Annotated in this window: 32 protein-coding genes and 1 pseudogene; 2 read left to right on the plus strand and 31 right to left on the minus strand. The window is 38.3% G+C overall.

What is annotated here, in order from left to right; translation table 11 throughout:
• Positions 1 to 426: 426 nt before the first annotated feature.
• Genes H7U04_RS09645 through H7U04_RS09680 form a run of 8 tightly spaced genes read right to left on the minus strand, consistent with a single transcriptional unit; the run spans position 427 to position 7,585 of the window.
• Positions 427 to 939, minus strand: coding sequence for a hypothetical protein (locus tag H7U04_RS09645; protein ID WP_110981316.1), 513 nt, complete (start codon positions 937 to 939; stop codon positions 427 to 429).
• A 9-nt stretch (positions 940 to 948) separates the two neighbouring features.
• Complete coding sequence (locus tag H7U04_RS09650) at positions 949 to 1,239, minus strand: hypothetical protein (RefSeq protein ID WP_110981315.1); 291 nt, start codon at positions 1,237 to 1,239, stop codon at positions 949 to 951.
• A 25-nt stretch (positions 1,240 to 1,264) separates the two neighbouring features.
• Positions 1,265 to 3,301, minus strand: coding sequence for a phage tail tip lysozyme (locus tag H7U04_RS09655; RefSeq protein ID WP_181419178.1), 2,037 nt, complete (start codon positions 3,299 to 3,301; stop codon positions 1,265 to 1,267).
• 17 nt (positions 3,302 to 3,318) lie between these two features.
• The gene (locus H7U04_RS09660) at positions 3,319 to 3,741 is read right to left on the minus strand and encodes a hypothetical protein (protein ID WP_110981314.1); all 423 of its coding nucleotides are present in this window, start codon (positions 3,739 to 3,741) and stop codon (positions 3,319 to 3,321) included.
• 3 nt (positions 3,742 to 3,744) lie between these two features.
• Entirely contained in the window at positions 3,745 to 4,443 is a 699-nt protein-coding gene (locus H7U04_RS09665; RefSeq protein WP_110981313.1) for a hypothetical protein, read from the minus strand.
• A 3-nt stretch (positions 4,444 to 4,446) separates the two neighbouring features.
• The gene (locus tag H7U04_RS09670) at positions 4,447 to 4,752 is read right to left on the minus strand and encodes a hypothetical protein (RefSeq protein WP_226973131.1); all 306 of its coding nucleotides are present in this window, start codon (positions 4,750 to 4,752) and stop codon (positions 4,447 to 4,449) included.
• Positions 4,753 to 4,775: 23 nt separating this feature from the next.
• Positions 4,776 to 6,737, minus strand: coding sequence for a hypothetical protein (locus H7U04_RS09675; protein WP_110981312.1), 1,962 nt, complete (start codon positions 6,735 to 6,737; stop codon positions 4,776 to 4,778).
• Positions 6,738 to 6,748: 11 nt separating this feature from the next.
• Entirely contained in the window at positions 6,749 to 7,585 is an 837-nt protein-coding gene (locus H7U04_RS09680) for a hypothetical protein (protein ID WP_155115615.1), read from the minus strand.
• Positions 7,586 to 7,793: 208 nt separating this feature from the next.
• Here H7U04_RS09680 and H7U04_RS09685 point away from each other — a divergent pair, with 208 nt between their 5' ends.
• Both H7U04_RS09685 and H7U04_RS09690 read left to right on the plus strand, forming a co-directional pair.
• The gene (locus tag H7U04_RS09685; protein ID WP_002892420.1) at positions 7,794 to 8,156 is read left to right on the plus strand and encodes a hypothetical protein; all 363 of its coding nucleotides are present in this window, start codon (positions 7,794 to 7,796) and stop codon (positions 8,154 to 8,156) included.
• 107 nt (positions 8,157 to 8,263) lie between these two features.
• Positions 8,264 to 8,435, plus strand: a pseudogene (locus tag H7U04_RS09690) (IS5/IS1182 family transposase); the annotation flags it as partial.
• Positions 8,436 to 8,588: 153 nt separating this feature from the next.
• On the opposite strand, the gene H7U04_RS09695 reads toward H7U04_RS09690, so the two are convergent.
• From H7U04_RS09695 to H7U04_RS09805, 23 genes are all read right to left on the minus strand, one after another.
• Positions 8,589 to 10,325: a hypothetical protein gene (locus H7U04_RS09695; RefSeq protein ID WP_311633656.1), complete on the minus strand. Its 1,737-nt coding sequence runs from the start codon at positions 10,323 to 10,325 to the stop codon at positions 8,589 to 8,591.
• Positions 10,326 to 10,643: 318 nt separating this feature from the next.
• On the minus strand, positions 10,644 to 12,875 hold the full coding sequence (locus H7U04_RS09700; protein ID WP_201059714.1) for a hypothetical protein: 2,232 nt from the start codon (positions 12,873 to 12,875) through the stop codon (positions 10,644 to 10,646).
• Between the two features lie 3 nt (positions 12,876 to 12,878).
• Complete coding sequence (locus H7U04_RS09705; protein WP_002892426.1) at positions 12,879 to 14,093, minus strand: hypothetical protein; 1,215 nt, start codon at positions 14,091 to 14,093, stop codon at positions 12,879 to 12,881.
• A gap of 20 nt (positions 14,094 to 14,113) precedes the next feature.
• Positions 14,114 to 14,461: a hypothetical protein gene (locus H7U04_RS09710; RefSeq protein WP_002892428.1), complete on the minus strand. Its 348-nt coding sequence runs from the start codon at positions 14,459 to 14,461 to the stop codon at positions 14,114 to 14,116.
• 73 nt (positions 14,462 to 14,534) lie between these two features.
• Complete coding sequence (locus H7U04_RS09715; protein ID WP_110981307.1) at positions 14,535 to 16,478, minus strand: AAA family ATPase; 1,944 nt, start codon at positions 16,476 to 16,478, stop codon at positions 14,535 to 14,537.
• On the minus strand, positions 16,479 to 16,880 hold the full coding sequence (locus tag H7U04_RS09720; RefSeq protein ID WP_002887310.1) for a hypothetical protein: 402 nt from the start codon (positions 16,878 to 16,880) through the stop codon (positions 16,479 to 16,481).
• Positions 16,881 to 16,890: 10 nt separating this feature from the next.
• Entirely contained in the window at positions 16,891 to 17,289 is a 399-nt protein-coding gene (locus H7U04_RS09725) for a hypothetical protein (RefSeq protein ID WP_002892434.1), read from the minus strand.
• A 35-nt stretch (positions 17,290 to 17,324) separates the two neighbouring features.
• A complete protein-coding gene (locus H7U04_RS09730; protein ID WP_258367680.1) occupies positions 17,325 to 18,422 on the minus strand; it encodes a hypothetical protein in 1,098 nt (365 codons plus the stop codon).
• A 776-nt stretch (positions 18,423 to 19,198) separates the two neighbouring features.
• Positions 19,199 to 19,525 (minus strand): hypothetical protein, encoded by a 327-nt coding sequence (locus tag H7U04_RS09735; RefSeq protein WP_118172158.1) that lies wholly within the window; start codon positions 19,523 to 19,525, stop codon positions 19,199 to 19,201.
• Positions 19,526 to 19,631: 106 nt separating this feature from the next.
• Positions 19,632 to 19,817, minus strand: coding sequence for a Paratox (locus H7U04_RS09740; RefSeq protein ID WP_118172157.1), 186 nt, complete (start codon positions 19,815 to 19,817; stop codon positions 19,632 to 19,634).
• A 103-nt stretch (positions 19,818 to 19,920) separates the two neighbouring features.
• The gene (locus tag H7U04_RS09745; RefSeq protein ID WP_201059716.1) at positions 19,921 to 20,082 is read right to left on the minus strand and encodes a hypothetical protein; all 162 of its coding nucleotides are present in this window, start codon (positions 20,080 to 20,082) and stop codon (positions 19,921 to 19,923) included.
• Positions 20,083 to 20,098: 16 nt separating this feature from the next.
• A complete protein-coding gene (locus tag H7U04_RS09750; protein ID WP_201059718.1) occupies positions 20,099 to 20,725 on the minus strand; it encodes a hypothetical protein in 627 nt (208 codons plus the stop codon).
• Between the two features lie 20 nt (positions 20,726 to 20,745).
• Positions 20,746 to 21,099, minus strand: a complete 354-nt coding sequence (locus H7U04_RS09755; protein WP_002892445.1) for a hypothetical protein — start codon at positions 21,097 to 21,099, stop codon at positions 20,746 to 20,748.
• 44 nt (positions 21,100 to 21,143) lie between these two features.
• Positions 21,144 to 21,695: a hypothetical protein gene (locus tag H7U04_RS09760; RefSeq protein ID WP_073945595.1), complete on the minus strand. Its 552-nt coding sequence runs from the start codon at positions 21,693 to 21,695 to the stop codon at positions 21,144 to 21,146.
• Between the two features lie 116 nt (positions 21,696 to 21,811).
• Positions 21,812 to 21,991 carry a hypothetical protein gene (locus H7U04_RS09765; RefSeq protein WP_073945594.1) on the minus strand — a complete coding sequence of 60 codons (180 nt, stop codon included), beginning with the start codon at positions 21,989 to 21,991 and terminating at the stop codon, positions 21,812 to 21,814.
• A gap of 2 nt (positions 21,992 to 21,993) precedes the next feature.
• On the minus strand, positions 21,994 to 22,443 hold the full coding sequence (locus H7U04_RS09770; protein ID WP_227039449.1) for a GNAT family N-acetyltransferase: 450 nt from the start codon (positions 22,441 to 22,443) through the stop codon (positions 21,994 to 21,996).
• 29 nt (positions 22,444 to 22,472) lie between these two features.
• Positions 22,473 to 22,973 carry a hypothetical protein gene (locus tag H7U04_RS09775; RefSeq protein WP_118172152.1) on the minus strand — a complete coding sequence of 167 codons (501 nt, stop codon included), beginning with the start codon at positions 22,971 to 22,973 and terminating at the stop codon, positions 22,473 to 22,475.
• Between the two features lie 14 nt (positions 22,974 to 22,987).
• Positions 22,988 to 23,632, minus strand: coding sequence for a JAB domain-containing protein (locus H7U04_RS09780; RefSeq protein WP_201059720.1), 645 nt, complete (start codon positions 23,630 to 23,632; stop codon positions 22,988 to 22,990).
• Positions 23,633 to 23,649: 17 nt separating this feature from the next.
• On the minus strand, positions 23,650 to 23,826 hold the full coding sequence (locus H7U04_RS09785; RefSeq protein WP_201059722.1) for a hypothetical protein: 177 nt from the start codon (positions 23,824 to 23,826) through the stop codon (positions 23,650 to 23,652).
• A 12-nt stretch (positions 23,827 to 23,838) separates the two neighbouring features.
• The gene (locus H7U04_RS09790; protein WP_201059723.1) at positions 23,839 to 24,150 is read right to left on the minus strand and encodes a hypothetical protein; all 312 of its coding nucleotides are present in this window, start codon (positions 24,148 to 24,150) and stop codon (positions 23,839 to 23,841) included.
• 62 nt (positions 24,151 to 24,212) lie between these two features.
• The gene (locus H7U04_RS09795) at positions 24,213 to 24,560 is read right to left on the minus strand and encodes a hypothetical protein (RefSeq protein ID WP_260315565.1); all 348 of its coding nucleotides are present in this window, start codon (positions 24,558 to 24,560) and stop codon (positions 24,213 to 24,215) included.
• 11 nt (positions 24,561 to 24,571) lie between these two features.
• Complete coding sequence (locus tag H7U04_RS09800; protein ID WP_037598725.1) at positions 24,572 to 24,817, minus strand: hypothetical protein; 246 nt, start codon at positions 24,815 to 24,817, stop codon at positions 24,572 to 24,574.
• A gap of 51 nt (positions 24,818 to 24,868) precedes the next feature.
• Positions 24,869 to 25,876 carry an ERF family protein gene (locus H7U04_RS09805; protein WP_201059725.1) on the minus strand — a complete coding sequence of 336 codons (1,008 nt, stop codon included), beginning with the start codon at positions 25,874 to 25,876 and terminating at the stop codon, positions 24,869 to 24,871.
• Between the last annotated feature and the right edge of the window lie 39 nt (positions 25,877 to 25,915).

Here is a 25,915-nt window from a genome sequence, read left to right on the forward strand (position 1 = left end):
TGATTATTTATTTTACTCGATTGTCAAGTTAAGCTAGACATTTTACGTAACTCAGAAAAACTTGATAAGGTATTTGATAGTTTAAAAATTACCTAGGATTTCTATTTTGTTTATCAGCTATAGCTGATAAAACTTTTTGAGAAATACCATTAAAATTCATTTGTACCTTATAAATTGACTTTAACACTTCGGGTTTAGTAAAATTAAATAAAGGTTGAGACTGAGTTTGAGCCGGTGACAACTCATTCAAAGGTTGCGGTTCATCCGCTTCAGGTAGAGGTGCAGTTCAGCTATCCTAATAGTGAAAGGAGCTGGTCTTTTTAAATTATTAAATCTGTCCTCTCCTATTCTACTTAAGCAATATAACCAATAAAAAGGAGCCATCTTTTGACTCCCTTTTTGTATTTACATAATTATATTTATGTATTATTTTGCATTATTTTCACTAACAGTTAGGTCAATTAGGGGTAGATAACTTGGAGAAAACCTACTATTGATTCCAAATAGATGGAAGTTGAAATGAAGATGATATAGCGTATCTTCCATCTCAAACGTATGTTTGATATTCCCTCGAGGCTTACCTAGAGCAGTTCCCTCTCTATAATAACGAGGAGAAATAACTTTCTCATATTCCATATTAGTAACCTCAACAATCGACCTATACTCCGGCTTGATAGCATTCTTATTAATCATTGTCATCTGAGCATTAGTGTCGTGGCTTGTTAACTCAATATCATTAATAAGTGAATGTTCATTATATAAGCTGGTTTCAGTAGATTTCTTCAACCCAAGATATTCCACATCGATAACATTCTTGAATAGATAACGTTTAAATAAACTAGTACTTAGTTTCGTTCCCACAAAATAAAGGGCAAGACTAACTAACAATAGCTCAAAAATCAATGTCATGCTTGCATCCGTAACCTGAATTGGTTTCATTAAAAGAATTCATAAACCAAACATTTCCATTATACTTACAAGTGAGGTAAATACCCACCAGTCACTACCACTTTTATATTTAATAACAGCCTTTAACGTAAAGAGACCTAGGTAAACTCCTTGAAAAATATAAAGGTAGATTGTTGCTTGCTTTATCGGCATCGTATTAATAGAAACATTAAGGAAAATCGTTCCCATAATTATAGCGAACCATAAGAAAGCTTTTCTCAAACACCAGTCTAGGCCTTGTACAGCCAATAATGACATGCTTTTCGGATTAATTTTTGATTGTATACTCATTTATACTCTTTTTCTCCTTTTTGATTTATTCTTTAGATGGTGCTCCACCTTTTTGTGTCTTAGGATCAATCACCATACCAACTTGTGGTTGGGTATCCCCTAGAATAATCGACGCTGGACTCAAGAAATCACCGTACTGGAAGGCTTTCGTTTTCCGACGTTCAAAGTGAATATGTGGTCCAGTAGCTGCTCCCGTTTGTCCAACATATCCGATAAGTTGGCCTTTTTTGACCTTATCCCCTTTCTTAACAAGAGGAACATCACGCATATGTCCATAATAAATAATAGTGCCATCTGGAAGAGTGTGCATCACGTGGTTACCGTCAATATTCATCGCTTCTTCATTGACCTCTACTACTTCTCCGTCTGTAACAGCGTAAATTGGAGAGCCTTCTGGTGCTGCAAGGTCCATTCCTGTGTGTCCTGAACCCGCATTTGGTCCACCTGCATTAGCTGCTGCACCGAAAAGTTGGGTAATGGTATAAGGAACATCGAGTGGCTGGCCTGTATCTGTGCTGAGATTACTACTATCGCTGTCGCCACACGTATCTGCATCTACTTCCTCCTTGTCATCATCCTTATCCTTCTTGTCTTTCGGACGATAGACATAGACTTTTCCGTAGTCCATAGTGATACGGTCTCGATATTGGCCATAATTATTCTCAGCAATCCCGTCGGTTGATGGAGAACATTGGATAATATTCTCCTTATCCTCAACTAGCATGGTCTGTCCTTTATCGCCAGAGCTACTACCTTTCGTACCCCAGATAATGACATCTCCTTTTTCACGGTTTTGAACATCATCTTTAGATGACCAGGCACCCTCATACACCAATTCATAACCATTGTCTTTCAACCAGTCGTGTTCTGAATCGGTATCTACTGGAGATCCAGATTCTTTAGCACCACCGTCAACAAGGGCATAATAGAGAGCAGATGAATGGTCATAGCTATCTGGCCCAGTACGAGCATCACGAGAATACTTGACCTTCCCTAGCTTATCCTTATACCACTTGATAGCTTTGTCAGTATCAATAGTCTTTTTATCCTTATCGCTGTCTTTTTTGCTAGCCTTGTTGCTAGAGTCACTTGATGAACTGCTTGAACTGCTATCATTATCATCGTCTTCGTTGTCGCTATCTTCTTCATCGTCGTCACCGTCATTATCATCTGAACTTTGACTACTTGACGAGGAGTTATTGGAAGAAGCTCCACCACCAAACGCCTTTTGGAACTTGGCATCATCGTACTTATATTTACTTGCTTCAAAGACTTCCGCAAACTTCCTTGCATCCGCCTTCTTCTGATCTGGTTTGACATAAGCCATATTACCTCGTTCGTAGGCATTCCATGACATAGCAGTTTCATCGATATTGGTTTGTTTCGCAAACTCCTGGAATGACCAGTTATGGCCAGATTCGTCATAAGCTGGGTTCCAGTCACCTTTTGAGATGGCATCAATAACAAAGGCAACCATCTTATCAGCATCTTCCCAATCTGGACTATTAAGAGGTGCATATTTCGTGTAGGGGTCAAACTGGAAGATTCCACCACCACCAAGTGTGTTAGATGTCCCACCTGTCGTTGGAACAGCACCCTTTGAAATGGAGTCATTGATACCACCACCATAATGCCCTTGGGCACGTCCAATGATGTCATAGCTCCCTTCAGAGTTTGCCCAACCAACAGCACCTGCAGCAGATTCCCCAGACAATCCAGCATTCACAAAAGCCATAAAGACTTTGTGGGCATTTTCATAGGCTTTTGTCCCCTTCGTAAAGGGATCAGAGTCGCCAGCAGATGCTGAGTCCGTTTTAGTAGAAGTCGATTGAGGCTTAGAGCCTTCATCATCGTCTTCTTCATCGCCATCTTTTTGGTAGGTTACACATTGAGCGTTAGTCTTGCTACCTTTCCCACCGGAAGTACTAATTGTCCCCATTAAACCAGTGATAATTGCAATTAAGATAACCGCAAAAGTTAAAATAGTTCCTATAATAATGGTTGTCTTCACTCCAAAAATCGTTAGAAGAACACGAGCAGCTTTATCACCTATTCGTTTCAAATATCTTAGTCACCCCCTTAATGAAGTAGTGCGGTTAGCCAATACCAACCAAATACAAGTAAAAGTCCTAGGGCAAGAAAGATACTTTGTTTAATGAATTTTCGATTTCGTTTTTGTTGTTGCTTTCGCATCCAAAATGAATCTTCATCTGAGTAATAGTCTTTGTGACGTTCCACTTGCAAATTATAATAGTCTGTCATATCCTCCTTGACACTGGATAACCTTTCTTTCCCACGCGCAATGAGACCTTGTTTTTTCTCTTGTTCACGTGAGATACTGTCTTCATCAAAACCGTCATAGTAGGTATCGTAAAATGCTGAATAATCTACTTGCTCTTCAAGGCTTTCCGGATAGACTTGGTCTTGATGCTCATCAAGAGGTTCTAGCTCTAGTTCACGCTGAATATACTGACCATCTCGTTTAAAACGATAAGATACCATATATTAAAACCTCCTTAAGCCAATAATAGGCATTTTTTGTGGAGCAATATAGAGTTTATCTGTTACTGTTACCTTAGAAAAAGGTACACCTTTGATTTTAAAAGTACGGTGTAACTCCTTAACAACGAGACCAGCTTTATAATCTTTTTCCGTCACTTCTTCCTTAAAGAGTTCTTCATAAGCTGATACCTGAATCAAGTCTAGGAGACGATAAGCAGATTGATAAGCATAATAGTTACTTCGATTGGCCAATCTCTTTTCAAAAAGAGGTGAATATTCCTTTGAGAAGAATGATACGATCTTAACAGCACGTTTTCTATGGTTATACTCTAGTTTAGCCATAACCCATGCAAGCCCCCAAGTCACTAGCGTGATAAAGCCCCAGGTGTTCATCAAACAAATAGGAAGAAGACTAAACATAAGAATATGCTTTGCTTTCTTGATACGTTCACGTCTCTTACCAGTAAGTAGCTGATAAAGGGCTACAATCAAGGCACAAAACACATATGGTGTATAGGCAATAGCCATAAAATGAACACCGTAGGCGAATAAAAGTGTCTGATAGAGCATGAGATAGCTATAGAAACCAACCAAACCAAGAACTAAACTGATAATAAAGGAGACTATCCTAAAAAAACGTAGTGTCTTAATGTCATAAGCAATATTGTTAACCCATAGTGACATTTGCATTAGTGTGGTCATTATTTAATTTTCCTCCTCTGGTTCTTCTTCTGATTCAAATATTCTCGACTCAAATCGAGCAGGTTCTTGGTAGATAATCATGGCTGAGTACTCATCCACTTGCTGACTTCCAAATAAGCCACATAAACTACTTAAAAGATGTGTTTTTCGCATCTGATAAGTAATATCAACAACACGACAGGTCTTTTTGTAAGCCAAGATCTCTAAGTAATCATTTACAATTCTTTCCAAATCATGCGGATTATCCTCTGTCAGAATTTTTGTTTGTAGTTGGAATGCCTCATCAGAATATGGTTGCTGTAGGTTCATTGTATTTCCCCCTTTCACCATTTCTAAGGTAAGAATGCATAGCGAACATGTTCATCATACGGATACTTACCATAAGACCTATTATCCGCTAGTTGATGGTTGAAGACTAAGTTCTTGACAGAAGCAATATTTAGGAAGAAATCACCATCTCTTAAATATTTAAGTGACGAAAGTTCACTCTCGGTCATTTCCCCTTGTAAAGCATCTGCTAGACGAGGGATAGTCAAATCACCTAATTGAGAAAAGACACGATACGTCATCATAGAGAAAATTGCGCGTGTCGCTAAAACGTAATCCACTGCGTCCGTAGAGTTTGCATTCAAGAGGATGTTATCTAACGAACTCATTTCCATAATAAATGCAGAATAGTTACTACTTACATTCTCAATCAAATCCTTTAGAAAGTTAAGAGACTCTGAATAACGATAATTGAAGAGCTTATGTGCTCCGTTAATGGTAATAATGCTATGAGGTCGTTGGCTCTTATCTCCCCCGATAATCCCTCTACGGAAATACTCAGAGACCCTTCTTCCATTTGCTACAGCGTATGATGAAATGATAGATAACACTTGGTAAAGCTGAATATTAAGAAGTTCAGTATCTTGAATCCCAGAGAGGTCAAAGGTCACAACCTGTTCATTTGAGAAATCTTCAAACTGTGAGGTCGCATTTAAGAAGCGATAATCCCCCAAGAGACCAGAGAAAGCATTATAGAGACGGTCATAACTTGCAGCATCAATTTCATTCCCCTCTGCGATTTTGTCCTCTTTAAGCTTGTTTAAGCGTTCTACCCAATGAGATAGAGTCGGATAATCTTCTGGAATAACATTCGTAATCGTTAAGTCTTCTTGGTCCATGACTTCTGCATTACGGTTCCACAGACTACGGTCTTCATAAAAGTCGTTTAAAGCAGATGACAAATTATTGAGGTCAGAATTCTTTAACCCTAGATCAAGAATTTGAGCCAAAGCACGTAGTTTATTACGGTGGGCATAGAAAGATTGGACCTGGTCCGTTGTTTCTCCATCTGCAGAGGAAGCCGTCGCAATAATTTGCATGAGGTTAATATGATTTCGATTATTAGTACCAGACATCTTAACATATCGACCACCTTGAAGTTCCGTAAGTTCTTTTAAGTTACCAGTAAGGTCAATGTTAAAAATGGTATGGCCTTTAGCAAAATAGGTATCAATCAAATTACCTAGCAGTTTCATTTTCCCGTTTCCTGCTCCGGCAATCAGCATTGATGGAATTTTACGTTCCCTATCTTCATGCAAAAGGTCAAAGTTAACCACACCACCAGTACGTGTTTCTCCCAAGTAAACACCATAGGTATCCATTAAGTTCGTATGATTAAAAGGATAGCCAGCACCTAAATCCCAGACGGATGCTGCTTGCCCTTTTCGACGTAGTGGGGTGTCTTCCAAACGAGAAGCTGGGATAAAGGCTGTATGATATTCGACGTCTTGCATGCCATCTGAAGAAGAGATAGAATACTGATTCAACTGTTGCTTGAGGTCAGCTTCTCGTTCTACCAGTTGATCCAATGTGTTTGCAGCTAATAAAAAGCGAGTGTGAATTTTTTTAGAAGGAACATTATTACCAAGTTTTTCGCGATAGTCTAACAAAGAACTAATACGCATCTTATCATCTGCATCTTGTGCAGCCTTTGTGTTTTGCGTTGCTAACATATTAGAGATAGCTTTTGAGGCTAATTCTGACATTTCGCTATTTGAAGCATGTTCTAAAGACATAAAGCTGATAACATTATCAACAAGCATTAAATCGCTCATCCAGAAGTCAGGTAAACCGTGTTCTGGGTATCGGTCATATGGAACATGAGCAATCTTATAATAACCGTTTGCTTGTCTCCAATATCTATCATCATATTTAAAATCTGGAATATCACTTTGAATCCTACTAATAAGATTGAGGTCATAACCCTCTCGAATATATTTCTTGATTTTTCGTGAACTTAAATCCATGTAAACTCCTTCTAATACTGGTTAGGCGAAACATTCAGTGAATCATTAAAGTTGTAATATTGAGTCAACAACTCTTCCTTCTTTTCGACAGATACAACTTTAGGGGCAAATCCGTGGCTCGAAGCAATAGTTAGTGTGGTACGTGTATTGGAATCAATTTCAGCCAAAGTATCTCCAAACACCCAAATAAAGAACTCGATATTTTGTTGATTGATCGCAATGACTTGTTGGACGAGGTATTTTGTTTTCAAAATATCTTCTCTTTGTCTAAGTTGATAAACAAGTCTCTCTTTACGTGAAATGGTATCAATGTCATCACCATCATTGATGATCAATTCTGGAGCGTTCTGTTCTTGTTTGACTTCATCTAGCAGACGTAGCAATTCGTTAGATTGACTTGAGACATCTGTTGGCAATTTTGTTGTCTGGATCATCATGTCAAAGGCAGTCCCAGACAGAAAAAGAGTGAATCCTACTTTAATTGCTGCCTGTTCTTCGTTAGACATCGCTTGAATATCTTGCCCAAACACCTCAAAAATCTGCACATATCCTGAATAGCCATTAGCTAATCGTATCGGTTGATTAGGATAGCCATATAGGATAGACTTCACATCAGTTATTGCAACAGTGTCTAAAAAATCTTTACGTTTCTTCTTATTGAGTGGAACATACACAAATTCCTCTCCGGCACGTTCACCAAGGTCGATACTTTCATATTGTGTTTGTTTTTCCTTCTTCTTAGCTTGTTTACTTTTACGTGCCTCTTCTTTTTTTTGTTTCTTATGTTCTTTATTTCGTTTTCTAAGTTCTTTTTTTGTCAATACTGGTTCTTCAATTAAACCTGGCATATCATTTCCTCCATAAACATTATTCTTCCCTATTCTACAAAACACTATAGGGTGTTCGTAACCCAGTGACACCTATTAGCTACTCATACTTCTCCATGATTTTGACTATTTACTTCTATTTAGGGCTCTCTGTCCTTGTCTAGCTACTTAAAAACTGTTACAATCAAATAAATACAAACGCAATAATCTTTTTTAGGAGGGTTTTAGGATGCTAGACTTTTTACAAGATTTTTATTTTTCACTTTATATAAGCACTTGGACCTCGTTTAAATGGTTACTTTTTTCAGTACTGATTGGTATCGCTTGCTTCTTGCTTACGCTTCTTTTTTCTACGATAAGTGAGGCGGCAGAAACGATTTGGTTTAAATTTTCTTTGTCTCTAACTGGAATATTTGCTCTGTTTTGTTTATTCATGACACTTCATGGCATCATCCACTCAATAGGAATCCTAGTAGGTGCTGTTTCTAGTTTCTTTTTCCCAGTATTTGGCTTATTCATTATCTGTGGTATTATCCTATTCATCATCAGTCTTTTTAATCCCTTCTTCCTCCTCTTCTTAGTTAAGAAATAAAAAAACAAGCCCTATGGCTTGTTTCAGAACGAAGACAAAGTCCTCAGAAGTTTTACTTCTGGGGACTTTTCTTGTTTCGAAGGAGTATAATGAAAGGAAAGACCTAAATTGAAGATAAGGTTGGGCTTACTTTGTATGTCTAAATATCAAAAAATTGGTAAAAATAATGGTAGGAAGACCTGTTATTCTATCCAAATACCTCAATATTATTGGATTATGGGAGAATTAAGTGTGAAAATAAAAAAGACAAACATCAAAAACGATGTTTGTCCTCATTCTGAAAGACTTGCAACCAAGGCTTATTATTCTACATATTTTTCTACGCTTTTACAAGTAGTGATATCGCTTCAACCTATGCTGATAGTACCTACCAATACTATAGACCGAAAAGGGGGTACTTGACTTTATAATTACATTATTGAAGGAAATTATCTATTCCTCTTCATAATAATTCCAGCAACCCTCACATAAAAATGGCTCATCTTCACTTGGTGAACCGAAATCTTTGCGACCACAACGCTCACACTCTGTTACTTCATTAATTTCTCCACAGTTCAGACATCTACCTAAATCTGTGATAGTTTCATCAACACATATCCATTCTTCTCCACACTCTTGACAAGGTAAATCTAAAATAGGATCCGGACCACCATCTTTGATGATAGAATATCTGGAACTTTCCACTTTCTCCTTATAATCTGTGAATTCAGTATTAATTATTTCAACTAATCTTTTGCCTAGTCTGGACAGCTCATACTCTGAAATACCATCCATTTGGATAGGCATATAATTACCTTGAAACTCATTGAATTCAACCTCACCATAATTATATGACACGCTTCCAATTTCTTCTAAACTTGAACTACCGTCTTTTTTATACTCTAAATATAGGAAACTTTGGGAACCTTCATAGTCGTTAATATCAGTATTAGCCTCAAAGCTAATTACGTAACCATCAATTTTGTTTTGAATTTCGAATACAACACTATTTGAATTACAATTCTCTATTTCAGTGTAATCGCTGAAATTCAAATACTCACTGAATCTGAAGGTTTCTTCAATCGAATCATAAAGTCGACTCAATTCATCATTGAATAGAGCAAGAATCTGATTACTATTTCGAGTTATTACCCCACTCTCACTTTCCTTTAATTCAAGAATTCTTTCCGATATTAACTCTTCCTGTAATTCAAGATTTCTTTCCGATATTAACTCTTCCTGTAATAATTCATATTCAAACGCTTCTTCCTTGCGCTCCTCTTCCGATTTAAACTCTGATGACATCTTTTGTATACCACAAAGTAAAGCTTCCTGAACAACATCTATTGAATGTAATATTTTCTTATAGGCTGATTTATCTATCAATTTATTGTGAGCGATATGATTTCGATTCGATTCAAATTTTTTGAACTCCTCTAGAAAACTTTCAGGCAAAAGAGGAGAGAAAATCGTTTGCCACCAATCACTATATACAACTTGCTGGCTTTGTATAATTTTATTCAAACTTTCCAAATTTAAATTGAGCTTAGATAGTTTCTTTATATTCTCTTCGGAAGACTCCCACTTCATCACTTTATTCGTTAATATGTCATGTAAATCCCCCGTATCTATAGACATCAAACGCTCATCTACATCCTTGAAATTATCAATGATTCCTTTGTAGCCAACAAATCTACTTTTGTGTTTTTCTTGAATTTTTAATGGTACAAGTTTCCACCAATGAATCCCAAATTTCCTATTCATTACCATTGTAATAAATTTTCTAGCTAAATTCTCAACCTTAAAAATTCTTGGGTATAAATCAGTTGCTAAAAATTCAGACTCAGCGTCATACAACCAAAATATATTTTTATGTTTAGCTTTGATAAAGTTTTTCACAATAACCTTTAATCGTTCAAGATCGTCTTTTTCAAAGTTAGGGCTGTAATTTTCACTTTGAATTAAAACCTCAAGTTCATAGCTTTTTCCATAGGTATTAAATTTGATACCTATTTCCCATATATACTCTTTAGAATGGAAATCAATAACATAAAGTGGTACTTCAGATAAGTTATCATTTGGACTATCTATAGACTCATCATCAATTACTCCTGATTCGAACAAAAAATTTTGAAATTCCAACATGTAACCAATGAAATCATCAATAACTCTTTCCTCTGCAATGGCCACGAATTCAACCAATTTCTCCAATATCTCATAACCTCCAGATTGAACTACTACCCAATTATACCACGGAAACAGCAAAAAGACTGCAACCTATCAGTCACAGTCTCTACGATTCCACCTTAATTCCTTCAAAGAAAATTACTGCAATGCATCCGGCTTCTGAATTTGTCGATATGGTCTAAAACTTGGTTCATGATAGCTCCATCAAACCGCTCTAAGTCCAATATCCAATAACTGATACATCTGTTTGCCATAGTGCTTATGGAGTAGATTAGCTTCGTTCTCAAACAAGCCATAAGGCTTGTTTTTTTGAGACTATTATCACAACTCTCCGTCTTCTCCAGCATCAAATTTCTGGAATCGACTATCACTATCTAAGCTATTTTTCTTTGGTAAGCTTTGAGTCGGAGGAGTAATGTTTGAAGTATCCCCCTTTGGAGTAATTCTTCCTGCTCCACCAGTACTATTTAAGATTTTATCTCTAACATTATCTCTAGAGCTTGTGTAGCCTTTTCCGAAACTGCTTGAGAAGTCTCTCTTAACGGATTGACCAGCATTCCTGAATTCATTTCCAACAACTTCTTTACCAGATTTAACAGTCTCTTTGAATCTTCTAGACACATTGCGTCCAGTTGCACTCACTGACTGACCAACAATCTCTCTATACTTAAGACCATGAGCTCTTCTATCTGCCATTGCATTCCAAGTACCTGCTACAGTACCAGCAGTAGCACCAGCAGCAGTTAAGGCACCTCGTCTGATATTGTTTGCAGTTGCTCCTACTGCACCTCCAGCATCCCTAAGACCGTTGATACCACTACCAACGCTATTCTTGAGGTGATTAAAGCCACTTTGATTTCGTCTGCCAGTAGTTGGATTATACCTACCTACAGCGAAGTTTCTAGCACCACCACCCATTTTTCTAGCAGCCATTGCACCAACAGCCATTGTAGCGACTCCAGCCTTAGTTCCACTTGAAAGATTAGTATCAATACCTAGCCAGCGTTCCAAAACTTTTGAGCCTTGAGAAACAGCAAGATAAACACCAAGGTAAACCGCAATCGTCGCAATGGCATGTTGGAATGGATCCAATCCGTCATAGAAACTTCCACCTAGAGTTTTCTTAGCAGCAGCAGACGCTCCTGAACCTAGATTGAGTTTCACTTCGCTATAAGTAATTAAGAACCATTGAGCTACTTTGACGAATAATAGTTGGAACCAGATGGCAGCAATTCCTGTCATAACTTCCTGCCAAACTTCCAAGATTCTCATACTATTTCCAACTGTTGCATAAGAAACAAGTGGTGAGATAATTACTGTTATAAGCGTTTTGAAAATCACTCGTACAGTAGTCACTAGTAATCCAATGAGTAGAAGTAAAATGATGATTTGCTGAGTTATCAGTGCTATCCAGTCAACCTTATAGCGAGCGTAAGTCGGCAAAAAGGCTGTATTATCAAAACCAAGGAAATAACCTGATTTTGACGTAGTGACTCGTGCATAAGCTATCTTACCATCTGCATAACGAATGGTGTTGAGCGTAGATCTCATTACATCAGAGAATCCATTGTAGGGTGAATTTGCCTGGTCCTCCTTCAAGTCTTTTTCCTCTTTCCAACCAGTAAAGAACAGTTTACTGGTTTGAAGAAGGGCTGTTACTGGGTTAGACATCGCAACACCATTTTTAACCTGTTGCCCCCAATCAACCGAACCGTCTTCTCGTATTCCTAACATCTTAGGTAGCGACGATACTCGTCCTTCACGTCCAGAGTAATACTGCAACATGGCTTTATTGGTTGGGCCATAAGTTTCAGTAAAATTGGTGAACCAAATATTACCATCTGAAATGGTATTCCAGTTTTTATCACCCGCTATAAAATGAGTATCTTCATTATAGCCTAACTTATCTGTATCAAAATCCATTGCATACAGCATTTCGAGGTCAACCGTATTGTTCCGAAATGGGGTTACAGAAAGCGAAACACTCTGACCACTGCCAGTTATGTCATAATAGGCTAGTCCTACGGTATCCTTCGCTATGGCACTACCAAATTTTGAAGCAAACACTGGAAGTGAAGCAACAGAGAAAGTTACCAGAATAATGTGATTGAAGAATTCTCGATACCTGAAAGGTGCTCCTGCAATTGCCATTATAAGTCGAATGAGCGTTACCAGAACAAATAATGAAATCCCAACGATTTGAAGCCACTTATAAACTTGACCAACAAAGCTATCGGATTGACTAATATAGTCAAACATCCCGAATAACTTAAACATGTTGAGGTAGGCTTTCTCAATCGCATAACTAAAACTATAGATACCTTTTGAAAGCATCTCGGGAATAAAGCCAAAAGCTATAAATACCCCAGTTGTTGGGTGGAGGTATTGGTCCCACTGTGCATAAAAGGATGCCAATAATAGCTCTTTATCTTTGTCACCTCCCCAACCTTTAGAACCAACTTCATTAGGCCAATCTTTCGATTGAGAGATCATATCTGATAGGGATGGCCAGACCTTCCCTTGTTCAATCTCAATTGTTGCTTCTGCACCCATAGGTTATCCCTCCTTGTTTTCAGTTTTTTCAGCTGAAGTTTCAGTAGAAGGAGATGTTGGAGTTGCAAATGCTGTTGTTGTCGGTTCAGATGTAACTACCCAACCTTGAGTAGCTGATGGTTTTTTCTTAACATTGAAAGTAACACGACGAACTGTCGTTTTTTGAGCCTCATCCGTTGTACCAACAACGTATGTAACCTCATAGGTATCCTTCTCATTCTTAACGAGTTCAACTTTCTCCAACATTGTGCTAGAAACAGTTGCTACCTCTGGGTTAGTAAATTTAGCGTCGTTATTATCCAAGTAAGCCTTAAGCTTATCCTTGTCTCCTGAATAATAGTATGACAAGAAATAACGAGCCATGACATCAATCTCATGTTCATGATCTTGTATCATTGTAAGACGCTCAACTTTATCTGTTGTGGCCACAAGTTCTTTCTTCACGCGCGTAAAATTGCTATTATAGACCATTAGCATCAACAATAAGAATACCGACAAGGTACAAGAGCCAATAGCCAAAATCAATGGCAACTTACTTGGTGGTCCTACTTCTTCATCTTCATACACTCTGCCTGTCTTCTCCTTCCGTTTCTTGGCTCCAGCAACTGACTGTTTATGCTTATCTTTATTCGACATAAGACGATTTGGAAGTTCTCCTTCAATCGTTCCAGGTTTTGGATAGGGTGGCATATCAACTAGAGACAAGCCAAGACTTTCAGCATAACATGGAAGTAACCCCATTGGACCACTGAAAAAGTTAGAGATACCTTCATATGTTGTCTTCTCAAACCGTTTATCACGGTGTGCTTCTTCGATGAGTGGGGTAACGAGTTCCTTATAATCTTTCGTAATAACAAAAGGGGTAATCTGAGGTTGTCCTTCAATACTAGGGACTCCCGTAGTTGGTCGTGTGACACGACCATTTTGTTCCATCGGTTGACTAGCAAGGGCAATTCCTTTTAAGGTAAATTCAGAATAACGCTTTTTGATTTCTCGAAAAAGTAATTCTGCTTGTTTAAAAGTTAGAAATGGTAGACTTTGAGCGATACTTTCCTTTTTATTACTAGGGAAATATTCAGTATCTAAGTCATCAATGATATCCGCTAACTCTTCATCCTTTTTAGGATTTGCATTTCCTTTCCACTCAATATAAAGAAACAAGGCATCGGGAAACAATACCTTGCGATTCCCCTTTATGGTTAGTAATTCTTTTTCCATAAAGTATACCTCTTAAAGACTTATTTAGGTTGCCAAAGATAACTAACAACTGAAACGAGTGCTGAACCAACACATAGCGCGATTGCAGTCCACATGAGTCGGTCAAGTGCTATACTTCGTTTCTTATCACCCATCATCATCAAGATACATGATACTAAACCACTTAGTATTGCTAACCCCGGAAATACGAGACGCAACATACCTGAAAGATCATTAATCGTATTAGTTGCTTCATTAGCTGGGTTAGCAGCATTTCCTCCAGTTTGCTCCGCAAAAGCAAGGGATACAGAGTTTAACGTCAACAAAGCAGTCATTCCTAGTGTTGATGCCTTTGTCTTAACCTTGTTCAAAAATGTGTTTTCTTTCAAAACAGCCTCCTTAAAAATTTAATATCTGTAGTCTACAATATTCCATCTACGAGTCACAACCTAGTGACACCCCTTAAGAAGTAAGCAAATAGTTACCATACTCCTCTGGAGGTATCCGTTTGACAGTAATATGTGTCTGACGCCTATCTTGAACTGTCTTTCTACCTGAGTTACCATACGCAAACGTTCCTGGTGCATGTCCAGATAAAGACACATCAACCATAAAGTAATCTTGTGGCTTTCGCCCAAGGAAATACAATTGCTCAAAGATTTCATCAGTTAATACTTCATCAATAGTTCTCTCTAAAGGCCTTGCTCCATCTTCTGGGCTAACACCGACACTACTGAGATATTCATAGAAGTATTTTTTGCCATCGATAGTTTGGTCACCATCCATAACATCCTCATAATTAATAAGGATATGATGCTCTTTAAACCAACTGCTCTCATGTACAGCCATTTTTGAATAGACAATCTTATCAATGGTTTGTTTCGTCAAGATATTAGTCACTTCAATTTTCCAACGGTTGATAAATTCAGGACGTTTAAAGATCTTGATTAACTCGTCTCTCATGTCCTTCATGAACTCTTTATAGTCAGTCTTGTTCATTTCTGTAAAGGTCTGACCAGAGGTGATATATTTATCTTTTATTCGCTTATGCCCCACGTTTGATGTTGCAATGATAAACGTATTCTTAAAATTGATTTTTCGTCCACGTCCGTCAGTTAAATGCCCGTCATCAAGCATTTGCAAATATAAAGCCCAGACATCTGGATGAGCCTTTTCTAACTCGTCCAATAGTACTAACGAGTAGGGATTCTTCTTAATTTTTTCCGTTAAGTCACCTTTTCGCTCGTCATTTCCTATAAGACGAACAACAGCATTATCAGTCATGTATTCTGACATATCCAGCCGAATCATCGCTTCTTCACTACCAAACAGTTGTTTTGCTGCTTGTTTCGCCAATTCAGTTTTACCTGTACCTGTTGTTCCAAGTAGAAGAAGAGTTCCTAGAGGTCTTCGCTTGTTCTGCCCACCCTGGATACCTTTATACATAAGGCGTGCTATAGTTCGAATCACATGGTCTTGCCCCTTAACAACAGCACGCATCCCTTCCGCAAAATCCACTGGAGTTGAGGACGTGCGTAGGAGACTTTCCATTGGAATACCTTTTTTACGGTGAATGACACTCGCAATATCTTTTAAGGTAATCTCTGATTTCCCATCGATATTTGCAGTCGCTGAAGCTTCATCAATAATATCAATAGCTTTATCCGGAAGCATTTTATCCGTGACATAACGAATAGATAATTCTACTGCTGCCTTAATGGCATCAGTAGGAATCTCAATATCAAGTTCTCGTTTATACTTGGAACGACGTTTTTTCAAGACCAAAATAGATGCCTCTTTGTCCAGTTCATCAACGTAAACTGGTTGCAGACGTCGTTCCATCGCTGGATCTCGTTCGATAATCATAAACTCATCAGCTGTAGTGGCTGAAATAAGATAGATTTCCCCACGAGATAAGGCTGGTTTCAAGCTATTAGCGACGTCAAGGGCACTTCCCTCAACCCCAGTTCCCATAATGGTATGCACTTCATCAATAAAGAGGATAAACTCATCTTTATGAGCCATAAACTCTTTAATCAATCCGTCCATTTTGGCAATGATGTTCACCTCTTTACCTGTATGGTCAAATTCTTTCCCTTGGATAGCAGATAATTCTAGTTGCTTAACCTGCTTACCTTGGAAACGTGTTGGGACGTGGGCTTTCTTGTTAAGAATATCCGCACAAATTCCTTCTACAATAGCTGTTTTACCTACACCAGCTTCACCAATTAGTACAGGAGAATTTTTTTCTAATCGATTCAGTGAGATAAAGACTTGTCTGATTTCATCTGGTCTACCCCAAGCCACAAAATCTTGACGCTTGGGTCTGATTTTCTCAGTAAGGTCTGTTGTGTATTTGTCAATATAAGGAGTCTTACTAAGATTATGGTTAGTCCTCTCCTTCATCTATTTATACTTCCTTCCTAAACGTTCTGCAGCCTTATCCATTAAGTAGCGACGGTTTTTCGAGCCATCATCTCTCAACTCTGGGTAACAGTTCTTATCAATTGGATAATAACGTTTCTTTGTCCGACGGTGTGCATGAATAAATTCCCAGAACTTATTTCCACCAGACGAAGAAGGGATCATCCAATAAATCGTTAAAGTCATTGTACAGAGTAAATTGATTAGGAACTTCAACTCCTGCCCTCTAGGGAAAAATATATCCCTGAATTGTAGCGGAAAAACAAAACTCCCTACTATAATGAAGGCTTTCATTACCGGAACACCGTAGTACTTTACCTGCGTGTAAAGACCACGAGGCAGTCCCCAGTTCCCCTCTTGTTGTTGGTTTTCTTCTTGATTCATCCAGTACCTCCTAGAAGTCAATATCCATCATTGGTTGAATATTACTTTCAAAATAAAGGAAATAACGGAATTTCTCAGTCAAAAGCTCCACTTGATCCCTCTGAATACAAATAGAACCTTTCTCTCCAAAATCAATATCCAAAAGGTCCGTACATTCAATACGGCATTGGTTTAAGTGTGTCTTAACTACCTCAATGGATGTTTCAGAGTCATGATGTACGTTACTTGAGACAAAACTACGAAAGTTCTTCCAACCAACTTCTTTATCAATGATTTGATGTAGGCGTTCTAAACCGTCTGCCCATTTCCCTCTAAAAATTTGAAGGGGTTCATTCATAGCGTTACCTCGCTGGTATTTCATCAATAGGCAGTCCTGGTTAAGTAAATAGCGTTGTTCGTCAATTGTCATAATCGTTAATAAAGTCCTTTCTTTCCTTTTTATATTTATTCCCCAATATCTTGTTTTACTGAGCGAACTGGTGAATTAAACTTGTAAGTACCATTCTTAACTGCTTTGATATTTTTTTCAATCTGTTCAATGATTGTCTGAACATAAGCAGCATTTTCACGCGCTTTCGCTCCGTCCTTCTCTTTAGAGTCCATACTTTTCTCGATAGCTTCCATATCACTCTGCTTATCGGTTAACTCGTTACCGACCAAGTATTCTGACTCACGCTTCAACTGCTCCAATGTCTTAGTATCTTCCTTGACACTGTCATCAAGTGTTTTTGCAGAAGCCAAGAGTTCTTTTCGTTGACCTTTTTGATATTTCAACTCCTCTTCAAAAATATTGAGGGCAAACTTCTCACGAGACAAATTCTTGACATATTTGTTTTTGAGAAGTTCATTTTGAGGAGTTACAAAGAAATCAACGTAGTTCTTATTCCCTTCCTTATCTTTTTGTTTATTCTGCTTAGAAACTGAAGCGTCATTAGAACTTGATGATAAGTAGTCATTGTATTCTTGAACGTCAATCTTGAGACTGTTTGAGTTCGGTGTCTTATTTGTCGCACGAATAACCATGAGCGTATAATCTGAAGGCACATTACGCATGACCAGATACACCTTATCTCCGGTTAACGGAATGACTTCTAAGGTCACTGCTTCAGGATTCTTAACACTACTTGGCAAGAAAACCTGCCAATCAAGATTTTCAGTATTAATCCCTTTTTTAATAGCACTAGTAGCATCTGATGTTGTTAACTCCATAACGACCAACCCATTTGAAGAGGAGTAAGTCATAGAGGTTGCTGTGATGCTTCCAAGGCCATTACCAAATGATTGTGTTGCCTGCAGTTGTGACTCTAAGTAAGTAACTCGGGTTGGAGAGAAATAAGCAGTTGTAGCTGTCCAGACCATAGTTCCCAGTAATGCATAGCTAATGATTAACGTTCGTTTTAACCGATGTCGCCTCAAGTAAGAAAGAACTCTGTTACTCTCCCAGAAGGACTTGATCCTATTTGCTGCTCTAATCGGAAAATACCGCCAACCTTCCAGCTCTTCGAGCCCCTGTGTATTTTCATAATCTTTAAATTCTACCATGAAGCCATGATAGGCTATTTTATATTGGTGTCGCAACCTAGTGACATAGGTTGACTTTTGAGATGAAATTACTCTTATTCTGGTTTCCTTGCCTTGAAATAACACGTCCAATAGGCTATACTAAAAATGTGTTTAGGAGTACTCCTAAACACAGTCATTGTTTTTCCCTTCGGGGAATTTTATGGAGAGGTTGCTTTTCTCCTTCTTCTCCATATCTTCTTTTTCATAAAACGTCATTGTTTTTTGAAAATATTGTTGTTGTAACCATTGGGACTTCCTGTTGTCTCAATGGTTTTTTTCTATTCAAAATAAGTTCCGTTGACAACAAAAAAGAGGCAGCCCACAATGGACTACCTCTCTTCCCAAGAGAAATTTCTCTGGAGAAGAAAAACAATGACTATTTTTAGTTTAACAGCGAGGGGAGAAACCTCAAAACACTAAAAACAGAAAGGATAGTTATGCTTGGGGAGGTCCCTGATTCATAACTAATAGAAGTTAATAGATTATGTTAGATACGAGAGGAGAAATCTCGTCTAACCTTACAACAACAATGGTTGGGTTAAGGAGAGGGAAGAAACCTCATTCCTTAACCTTGATATAAGTATATCATAACAGGTCTTGTATTCGAAGCTCAGAGGACCCTTTATTTCACTTTTTTTTATTTTTTCAACCAAATTTCGTAAATGCTAGCAACTAGATTTAACGGTAAGCAAACTGTCTTATCAGAATGGTCTATCTAAATAAAAAAACACCATCCTAAAATGGTGTCTATACTATTATTTCTGTTTACCAAATAAACTTTCTGCTTTGTTACGAGACATCTCAATAAGTGTTTGCGATAAGAACAGGCTGACAATAATCATATACCCTGAGCTCTGTCTTAACAGCCCAGTTAATACTAAGAGTGCTAGAACTAAACCAACTAATTTCAATTGTTTCTCAAAAACAATAACTCTCTGTTGACGTTCCTCAAAAGATATCTCCAACTTGCCTATCTTTCTCATATTCAAGTAGACAATAACAAAGGTTACCGCCATGCAAATAATAGCTCCTAAAAGCGTATCGCCTAAAAAATGCCCCAATGTTCCTATTGAAAAATCCATTTGTCTACTATAGTCTCCTCTTTATCTATTTCATAGGGCTATTATATCACTCTTATAACTCTTTTGCGAGACCAGAGGAGTTATCTCACTTAAAAGCTGCATCATTTTAGAACTCCTTCAACTCTTCAAGGACAGCATTTAAGTCCTCTTTTTCCACTATTTCTCCAGGTTCTACTTTCTCTCCTGGCAAAACATAATCATGGATCTTGCCATTTCGTCGGATAATACTGATTTTATCCCCCTTGATAAACCCTCTTTCTATTGCTTCCATTACTTCATCATATGTCATCATTTTATATACCTCCTATTTTCTACAATATAACTATTCGTAAAAAAAATCAAAAAGCAACAAAAAAAGCACTTAAAGTTTAAAAACTTTAAGTGCTATCTTCTTTCTATTCTTCTGTAGGTCCTAAGTCGAGATAGAGAATATCTCGCTTAGTAGCATACTCTAGCGCATGCTCATCAGCCTCAAACAAATCTGAAGCTAGAAACCTTTTCGTAAAGACGAAACCGTCTTTACGCTTAAATGTTGCTGTATAACTATGTTTAGTCATTATTTTTCTCCTATATTTAATATTCGTACTGTCCTTTAACTCCACTATAGAGCCAGTAAACAGCTTGACTATAGCCTTGCTGAAGGGTAGAGTTAGCATCCTCCATCAAGTCCCTCAAGGAATAAAATCCTCTATAACTATCTAATGCAGATTCTAACATACAGAAAAGATAGGTTGGCATATCTTTTGTTCCCCAAGCTAGAAGGTCCAAAAGACTTAGATCGTCTCTTATTTCCTCTGGGAATCTGTTACAGAAATTGCTTGTGGAAAAGTTACCACAAGCGTTAGCCCGTTGTAACATGGTTAAGCGAGCTTCCAACATCCGAATATCCGATTCTTGAAAGGCTGCGGCATGTTCTACTGTAACAACTAGCTTGGATAACCCAGGATTTATTTCTTCAACATCATAATAAAGTGAAGATTCAAACGGGATTTCAATAGGAGGAAGATTAGATACTCTCTCTCGATTCAAAACCACGTTTTTAACTGGTCGGTATCGCAAACTGTGTTTCATTTCCATCTTATTGCTATCAATAATCGCTGAAATTCGATCATTGATTAAGTCTGACGGAAAGCCAGCAAGATTACAATTATTTTGAGTAAGTTTCTCAATATAATACAATCCTTGATGCATTACTGTCATTGTTTTTTCCCCTTCTCTATTCAAGCCATTACAACATCCTCAAGACCAAGCTCTTTGAGCCCTTCTTGAGTCTCACTATTGCTTTCAGTTGTCTTCAATTTGATGACAACATTCAGCCCCATATCACGTGCTTGCAACAATGCTGAAGCAAGTGCTGGTTCGGGTTTTCCCTCAACGAAAAGGGTTTGAACCTTACGCTCCTTCATTTCCAGAATTCTCTTAATATAAAAACAAGAGAGTTCCAAAAATGAATAAGATTGAGCGTTATCAATCCGAGGGAAAGTTGTAACGCCTTCAAGAAGGTCTTTAGCAAAAAGATCCGCAAAGACCTCTTGAGTTTTTTTGTTTTTGTAGATATAAATCTTTTTTGTCATTGTTTTTTCTCCTTTATTTTACAAACTAGATTGTCATAACTTCTCTACTTAACAGAGGGAAGCTCCTCAACACGACTTAAGAAAGAAAGCAACTCCTTGCGTGTGTTGATGTCTTCAACATCTTCTGTTACTGGCGTATCGTAAGTAATATGATACTCACCATTATCCCAGCTCTTAAAGACAGAAGACTGGCAGAACTCAATCTGATCATCTTCTACCTGATAGACCAGGTTAGCCATATAGCCATTACCAAAGTAATAGCGATGGAATACAACCTTACGATTGTTTCCCAAACGCACCAAAACTTCTGGATTTTGGCGTTTATATTGGGTTGGTTTAATGAAGAACCCAAATTGTGACCTTAAACTAGTCATCTTTAAGTCTTCCATTGCCACCAACGCCTCATCACAAGAAATAGGCATTAACCCACTTTGTTCTAACAAGGTATTGATAGCAACCATTCCATCCTTCTTGATAAAAAGATGGCTATTCCCAGTTTCGTTCAAAAACTGATGCAAGGTCATTCCTGAGAATGAACCATTAACCTCTAACAGTTTTTTTCCTAGTAAAAGTGTTGTTGGTACAAATGTTGTCATTGTTTTTCTCCTCCATAGAAAAAGAGGAAGGTGTAGCCTAGGGCTACTACCTTCCTCTTTCTCTTCTATGTACGATATACGATGTATATTGTACGGTGTAATGTGTTTTTTGTGGCTCACCACTGCATCTCATCAAGTTCACTTGGGGTTAACTTACGGCCCAAATTTTGCTCAACACGCGCAGCCCAGACAAGATTACCATTCTTGATCATTTCAATCTCCTCTGGTGTCTTGTATGGTTTATCCGGTAAGCCTAGCGACCTCCAATCCTCTTTGAATCGTTCAACTATTCTCATGGTTAGTCTAATCCTCCCTTCAAAAAGCGGTCAATGAGTCCCTGAGATGCTGCTGTATTAAAAATCACTCGGTTAGTGTTTCCAATACGACTGCCTCCATACCGACTAACATAAAAGTCTCGAAGAGCTGTCTTTGAAATCAGCATCATAAACCCCTCAAAGCCACGATTGAAAGCGTCTTGTGCTACATAAGCAAGCAAGACACCTGCAATCCCTTGGTTTCTCTTATCCATTCGCACCTCCAGCTTATGGATAAAATTGTAATAATCAGTAGGCTCAGGAGTGAACTCAATCATTCCAGAAACCTCACCTTGAATTACAAAACCACTGGTAATTGCATTGGGAGAACTTATGGCCGTCCAATCAAATTCAAAGCCCTCTGAAGTCAAATCAGATAGCGTCGGGATATCTTCTTGACTGAAGTCCCAAAAGAATGTTTCTCTCATTGCCATCTTCCTCTCCAATATGTCTTTCATACTCATTATAACACCTTTCCTGTGATACTTGTTGCTAGAGCTAGCTCTTGATCATAGACTCCCTCTAACTCTTTCAGATAAGACTCGGAATAATCTCCAAGGTCTTCATCTGTTAAGAGTTCAGTGGTTATCCCTTTACCTGGGACATTGCAAGTCATAACGGTTGCTTTATAAATAAAGTTCACACCAGACTCTGCATCTACATAATCAAAAGTGGCAGACATTGGGATATCGCTAAGAGTGCTATCTTGCTTTAAGATGTCAGTCAAAAAGCTATCGATATTCTCTCGAATATTCCAGTTCCCACAAGCTGTAAAAGGAAGTGTCACTGAGACAAGTCCTTCTTCAGTTGTGATACAATCTGCTTTTCTTGGATGACCTTTTAGAGTCGTTGGGGTCCAAGCTTTTTCATTGATTACTCTATGAGTAGCCACAAGCACCTCTATATCCGTTAATGTTGGTGCGGAAATAGTTACCTTGCCAAAGGCATGAGAAATATTCCCCATAGTTTTCTCCTCTCCTAGAAACAACGCATTCTTCCGTTATCTCTGAAAGAATAGTAATTATCCTTCGTTACGATAACATGGTCTAAGACCTCCATTTCAAAGAGCTTTGCAGCATCCTCAAGGGCCTCAGTAACATTAATATCGTTACTTGAAGGATATACACTTCCAGAGGGATGGTTGTGAGCTACCAGCACGTAGCGAGCTAAATTCTTCACTGCATAGTGAAAAATCTCTCTTGGACACGCCATACTACGATGAACGCTACCGATGAAAACTACTCGCTCCTCGATAACGTTACAATGCACATCCAAGTACCACACTACAAGATGCTCTTGTTTCTTATGTCCATAGGCTTTTTGGATACTTTGAGCAAAATATCCAGTCCCAGTGACACAAGTTGGCTTTTCTTCCTCACCTTCTGAACGTTTGAAAAGTTCAAGCATTGAAAGAAAGGCAATAGCATCTCTCTGAGTTAATCCATAATGTTTTAACTCAGAGAGACTTAACTCACAGACCTTCTTAAAATCTCCTTGCAATTCAGAATACAAGGCATCGACCTTTTCTGAAGGAATCCAGTGAGTGAAAGCCTTTCTAAACAGCTCTCTATCACCAAAGTCTCTAGGATGCCTTACTTTTCTCCTAGTAATTATTTCAGTCATTGTTTTCTCCTCTCTTGTTAAACAACAAGCCATTCAGCTTGTAGTTGCATTGCGACTGCTACTGTTGTTGTTACTTTAAAGAGCAAACGTTCTTGTTTATCCCTTGCAACTACAACAGCAACGTCACCCTTATAGATAACCGAAATGGTACTTTCTCGAGGTAGCGTATTGGTCAAAATCATAATTCTATCCATAACTACCTCCTCCTAGGCTGGTGCTACTACCCACATAGAGCGGATAGCTTGCACTTTTCTATTTGTTTCTGCACGGTCTAAGCGACAATCGCTATCAAACTTAGTACCGTAGACATCTTCGTATACCTCTCGCATACGTTTGCCCAGGTCCTCAATATGAGACAATTGTGCTTTCGAAGCGCGTGCATTGAGGTCAGCCATGTAGCGATTATAGACTTTTCTAAAAATCGCATTCAGTCTGCTCTCGTTTTCTAAGTACCATTTAAGAGAGTACTTCTTGTAGTGCTCTTGCAACCACTTCGCTTTTTCAGTATTTTCAGTCATTTGTTTTTCTCCTCTAAAAAAATGGCCCTAGGACCATTTTTCTTCTTTCCTTGTTGTTAATATCATGCAATAGCATTCGCCTTCATAATTAAGGCTCGACAAATTGCACGACGTTTTGCACGAGATGCAAACAAATCCACAAATTCCTTATAGTAATGAATATCTTCATTCGTATAGGACTTACATGGACGTTCGTCATCATACACGATTAGCCATACTCTTTCCCCCTCTTGCTTTTCACTCATGGTGTTAATCCCCATGAGTTCAAGCTTTTCAAGATCTTCAAGAGTCGCATAGCTAATGCTAGTGCGATACCCTAATTTTATGAGAATACTATTGATAACACCCATAGGCTTTGTGTGGGCCTTTGGTTTTTTTACTCCCTCTTTATAACAAATTATCTGTATCATTTTTTCTCCTCTCAACTTCGAAACAGATGCTGAATCCCTTCTACAAAGAGAATGGGAATCAGAAACACAATAGCTACAACTAGCTTAAAAACTAGCTTATTGCGTAATAAATGGCATAACGCAATATAAGCTAGAATAGCTATAAATCCGATAAACAACCACTCTGGGAGTGTTTGATTAAAGAATTCATACCATACTTGCTGTTGTTGGCTATAGCTTAGATTCGTATTGAAAAGCTCGGTAATTTTATCTGTCATTGTTTTTCTCCTTAATATAAAAAGTGGTCTTTTGACCACCTTTCTACTTTTCTATTGTTGCTGGGCTTGTTGTCGTTGTTTTGCAACAAAGTCTGATAAGGCTTTAAGTTGAACAGTCAACCCTTTGCTTTCGCCTAGTTCAGACCACTCTAGCAACTGACTTTCAGTAGCCCCTAGAGATATTGCAGCGTCTTCACCACGAGCAACCATTTGAATCAGTTGATCATCGTTACAAGCATTTGCTTTTGGCCCTTTTGTCTCTAGTGTTGCAGTTTCACTCTTTTGAGAAGGGACTTCAGTTACTTGCGATACACTATCACTTGCAACTTTGTTAGCTGATGTCACCTCACTTAGTGATGTCTGTTCACTACTACTCAAAGAAGTAGCAAGTGACACAGACTTGACTGTCTTTCCATAGCGAGCACCTGTTGGCTTGCGAGGTGTTTTCGCTTGGGCAGACTGATAATTATGGTTACTTTCATAATTACCAGTTTGTTGAACTGATTGCGAATGATTTGGCACATTGTCCATATCTAATTCCTCGCTATCAGCCTCAATACCCAGCAAGGTTTTCACCTCGTATCGACGTAGGTAAGTCACCTGAGCTCCTAGATTCTTTATGTCATTGACATTATAGAATACCGGAACCGACTCAATGTCGTAAGAGACACCACTTTCATGAAGTAGTGTCGTCACAACTTTGATCCCATTGGCATTACCAAACGGGATATGTTTGGTTTGCTGAGTCAACGTCAAGCCGAACTTGTTAAGAGCTGGACGTACAGCCCCTAAAATCTCTGATAGAGGTGCGAACTTAAAGTCAACGTTCTTAAACGTGACTCTACTTGTTGCCGTTACAGTACTAAACTCAGCTTGAGCCTTGGCCAAAGCTTCATATAGTGGAGCCATAACCTCTGGCTCCGGTTTAGAATGGTCTTTAGCTTGTTCAGCCTTTTGCCATTCTAACTGCATTTCCGCCTTAGCTAAAGCTACTTTAGCTTCAATAAGCTCGGCTACTAAGGTTTTCTCATTTGGTGTGTTCAACATAGTTTCAGTCATTGTCTTTCTCCTTCATTTTAAAAAGTGGCCTTTAGACCA

Source organism: Streptococcus sp. 22.1 (genome assembly GCF_016648645.1).
GTDB lineage: Bacteria > Bacillota > Bacilli > Lactobacillales > Streptococcaceae > Streptococcus.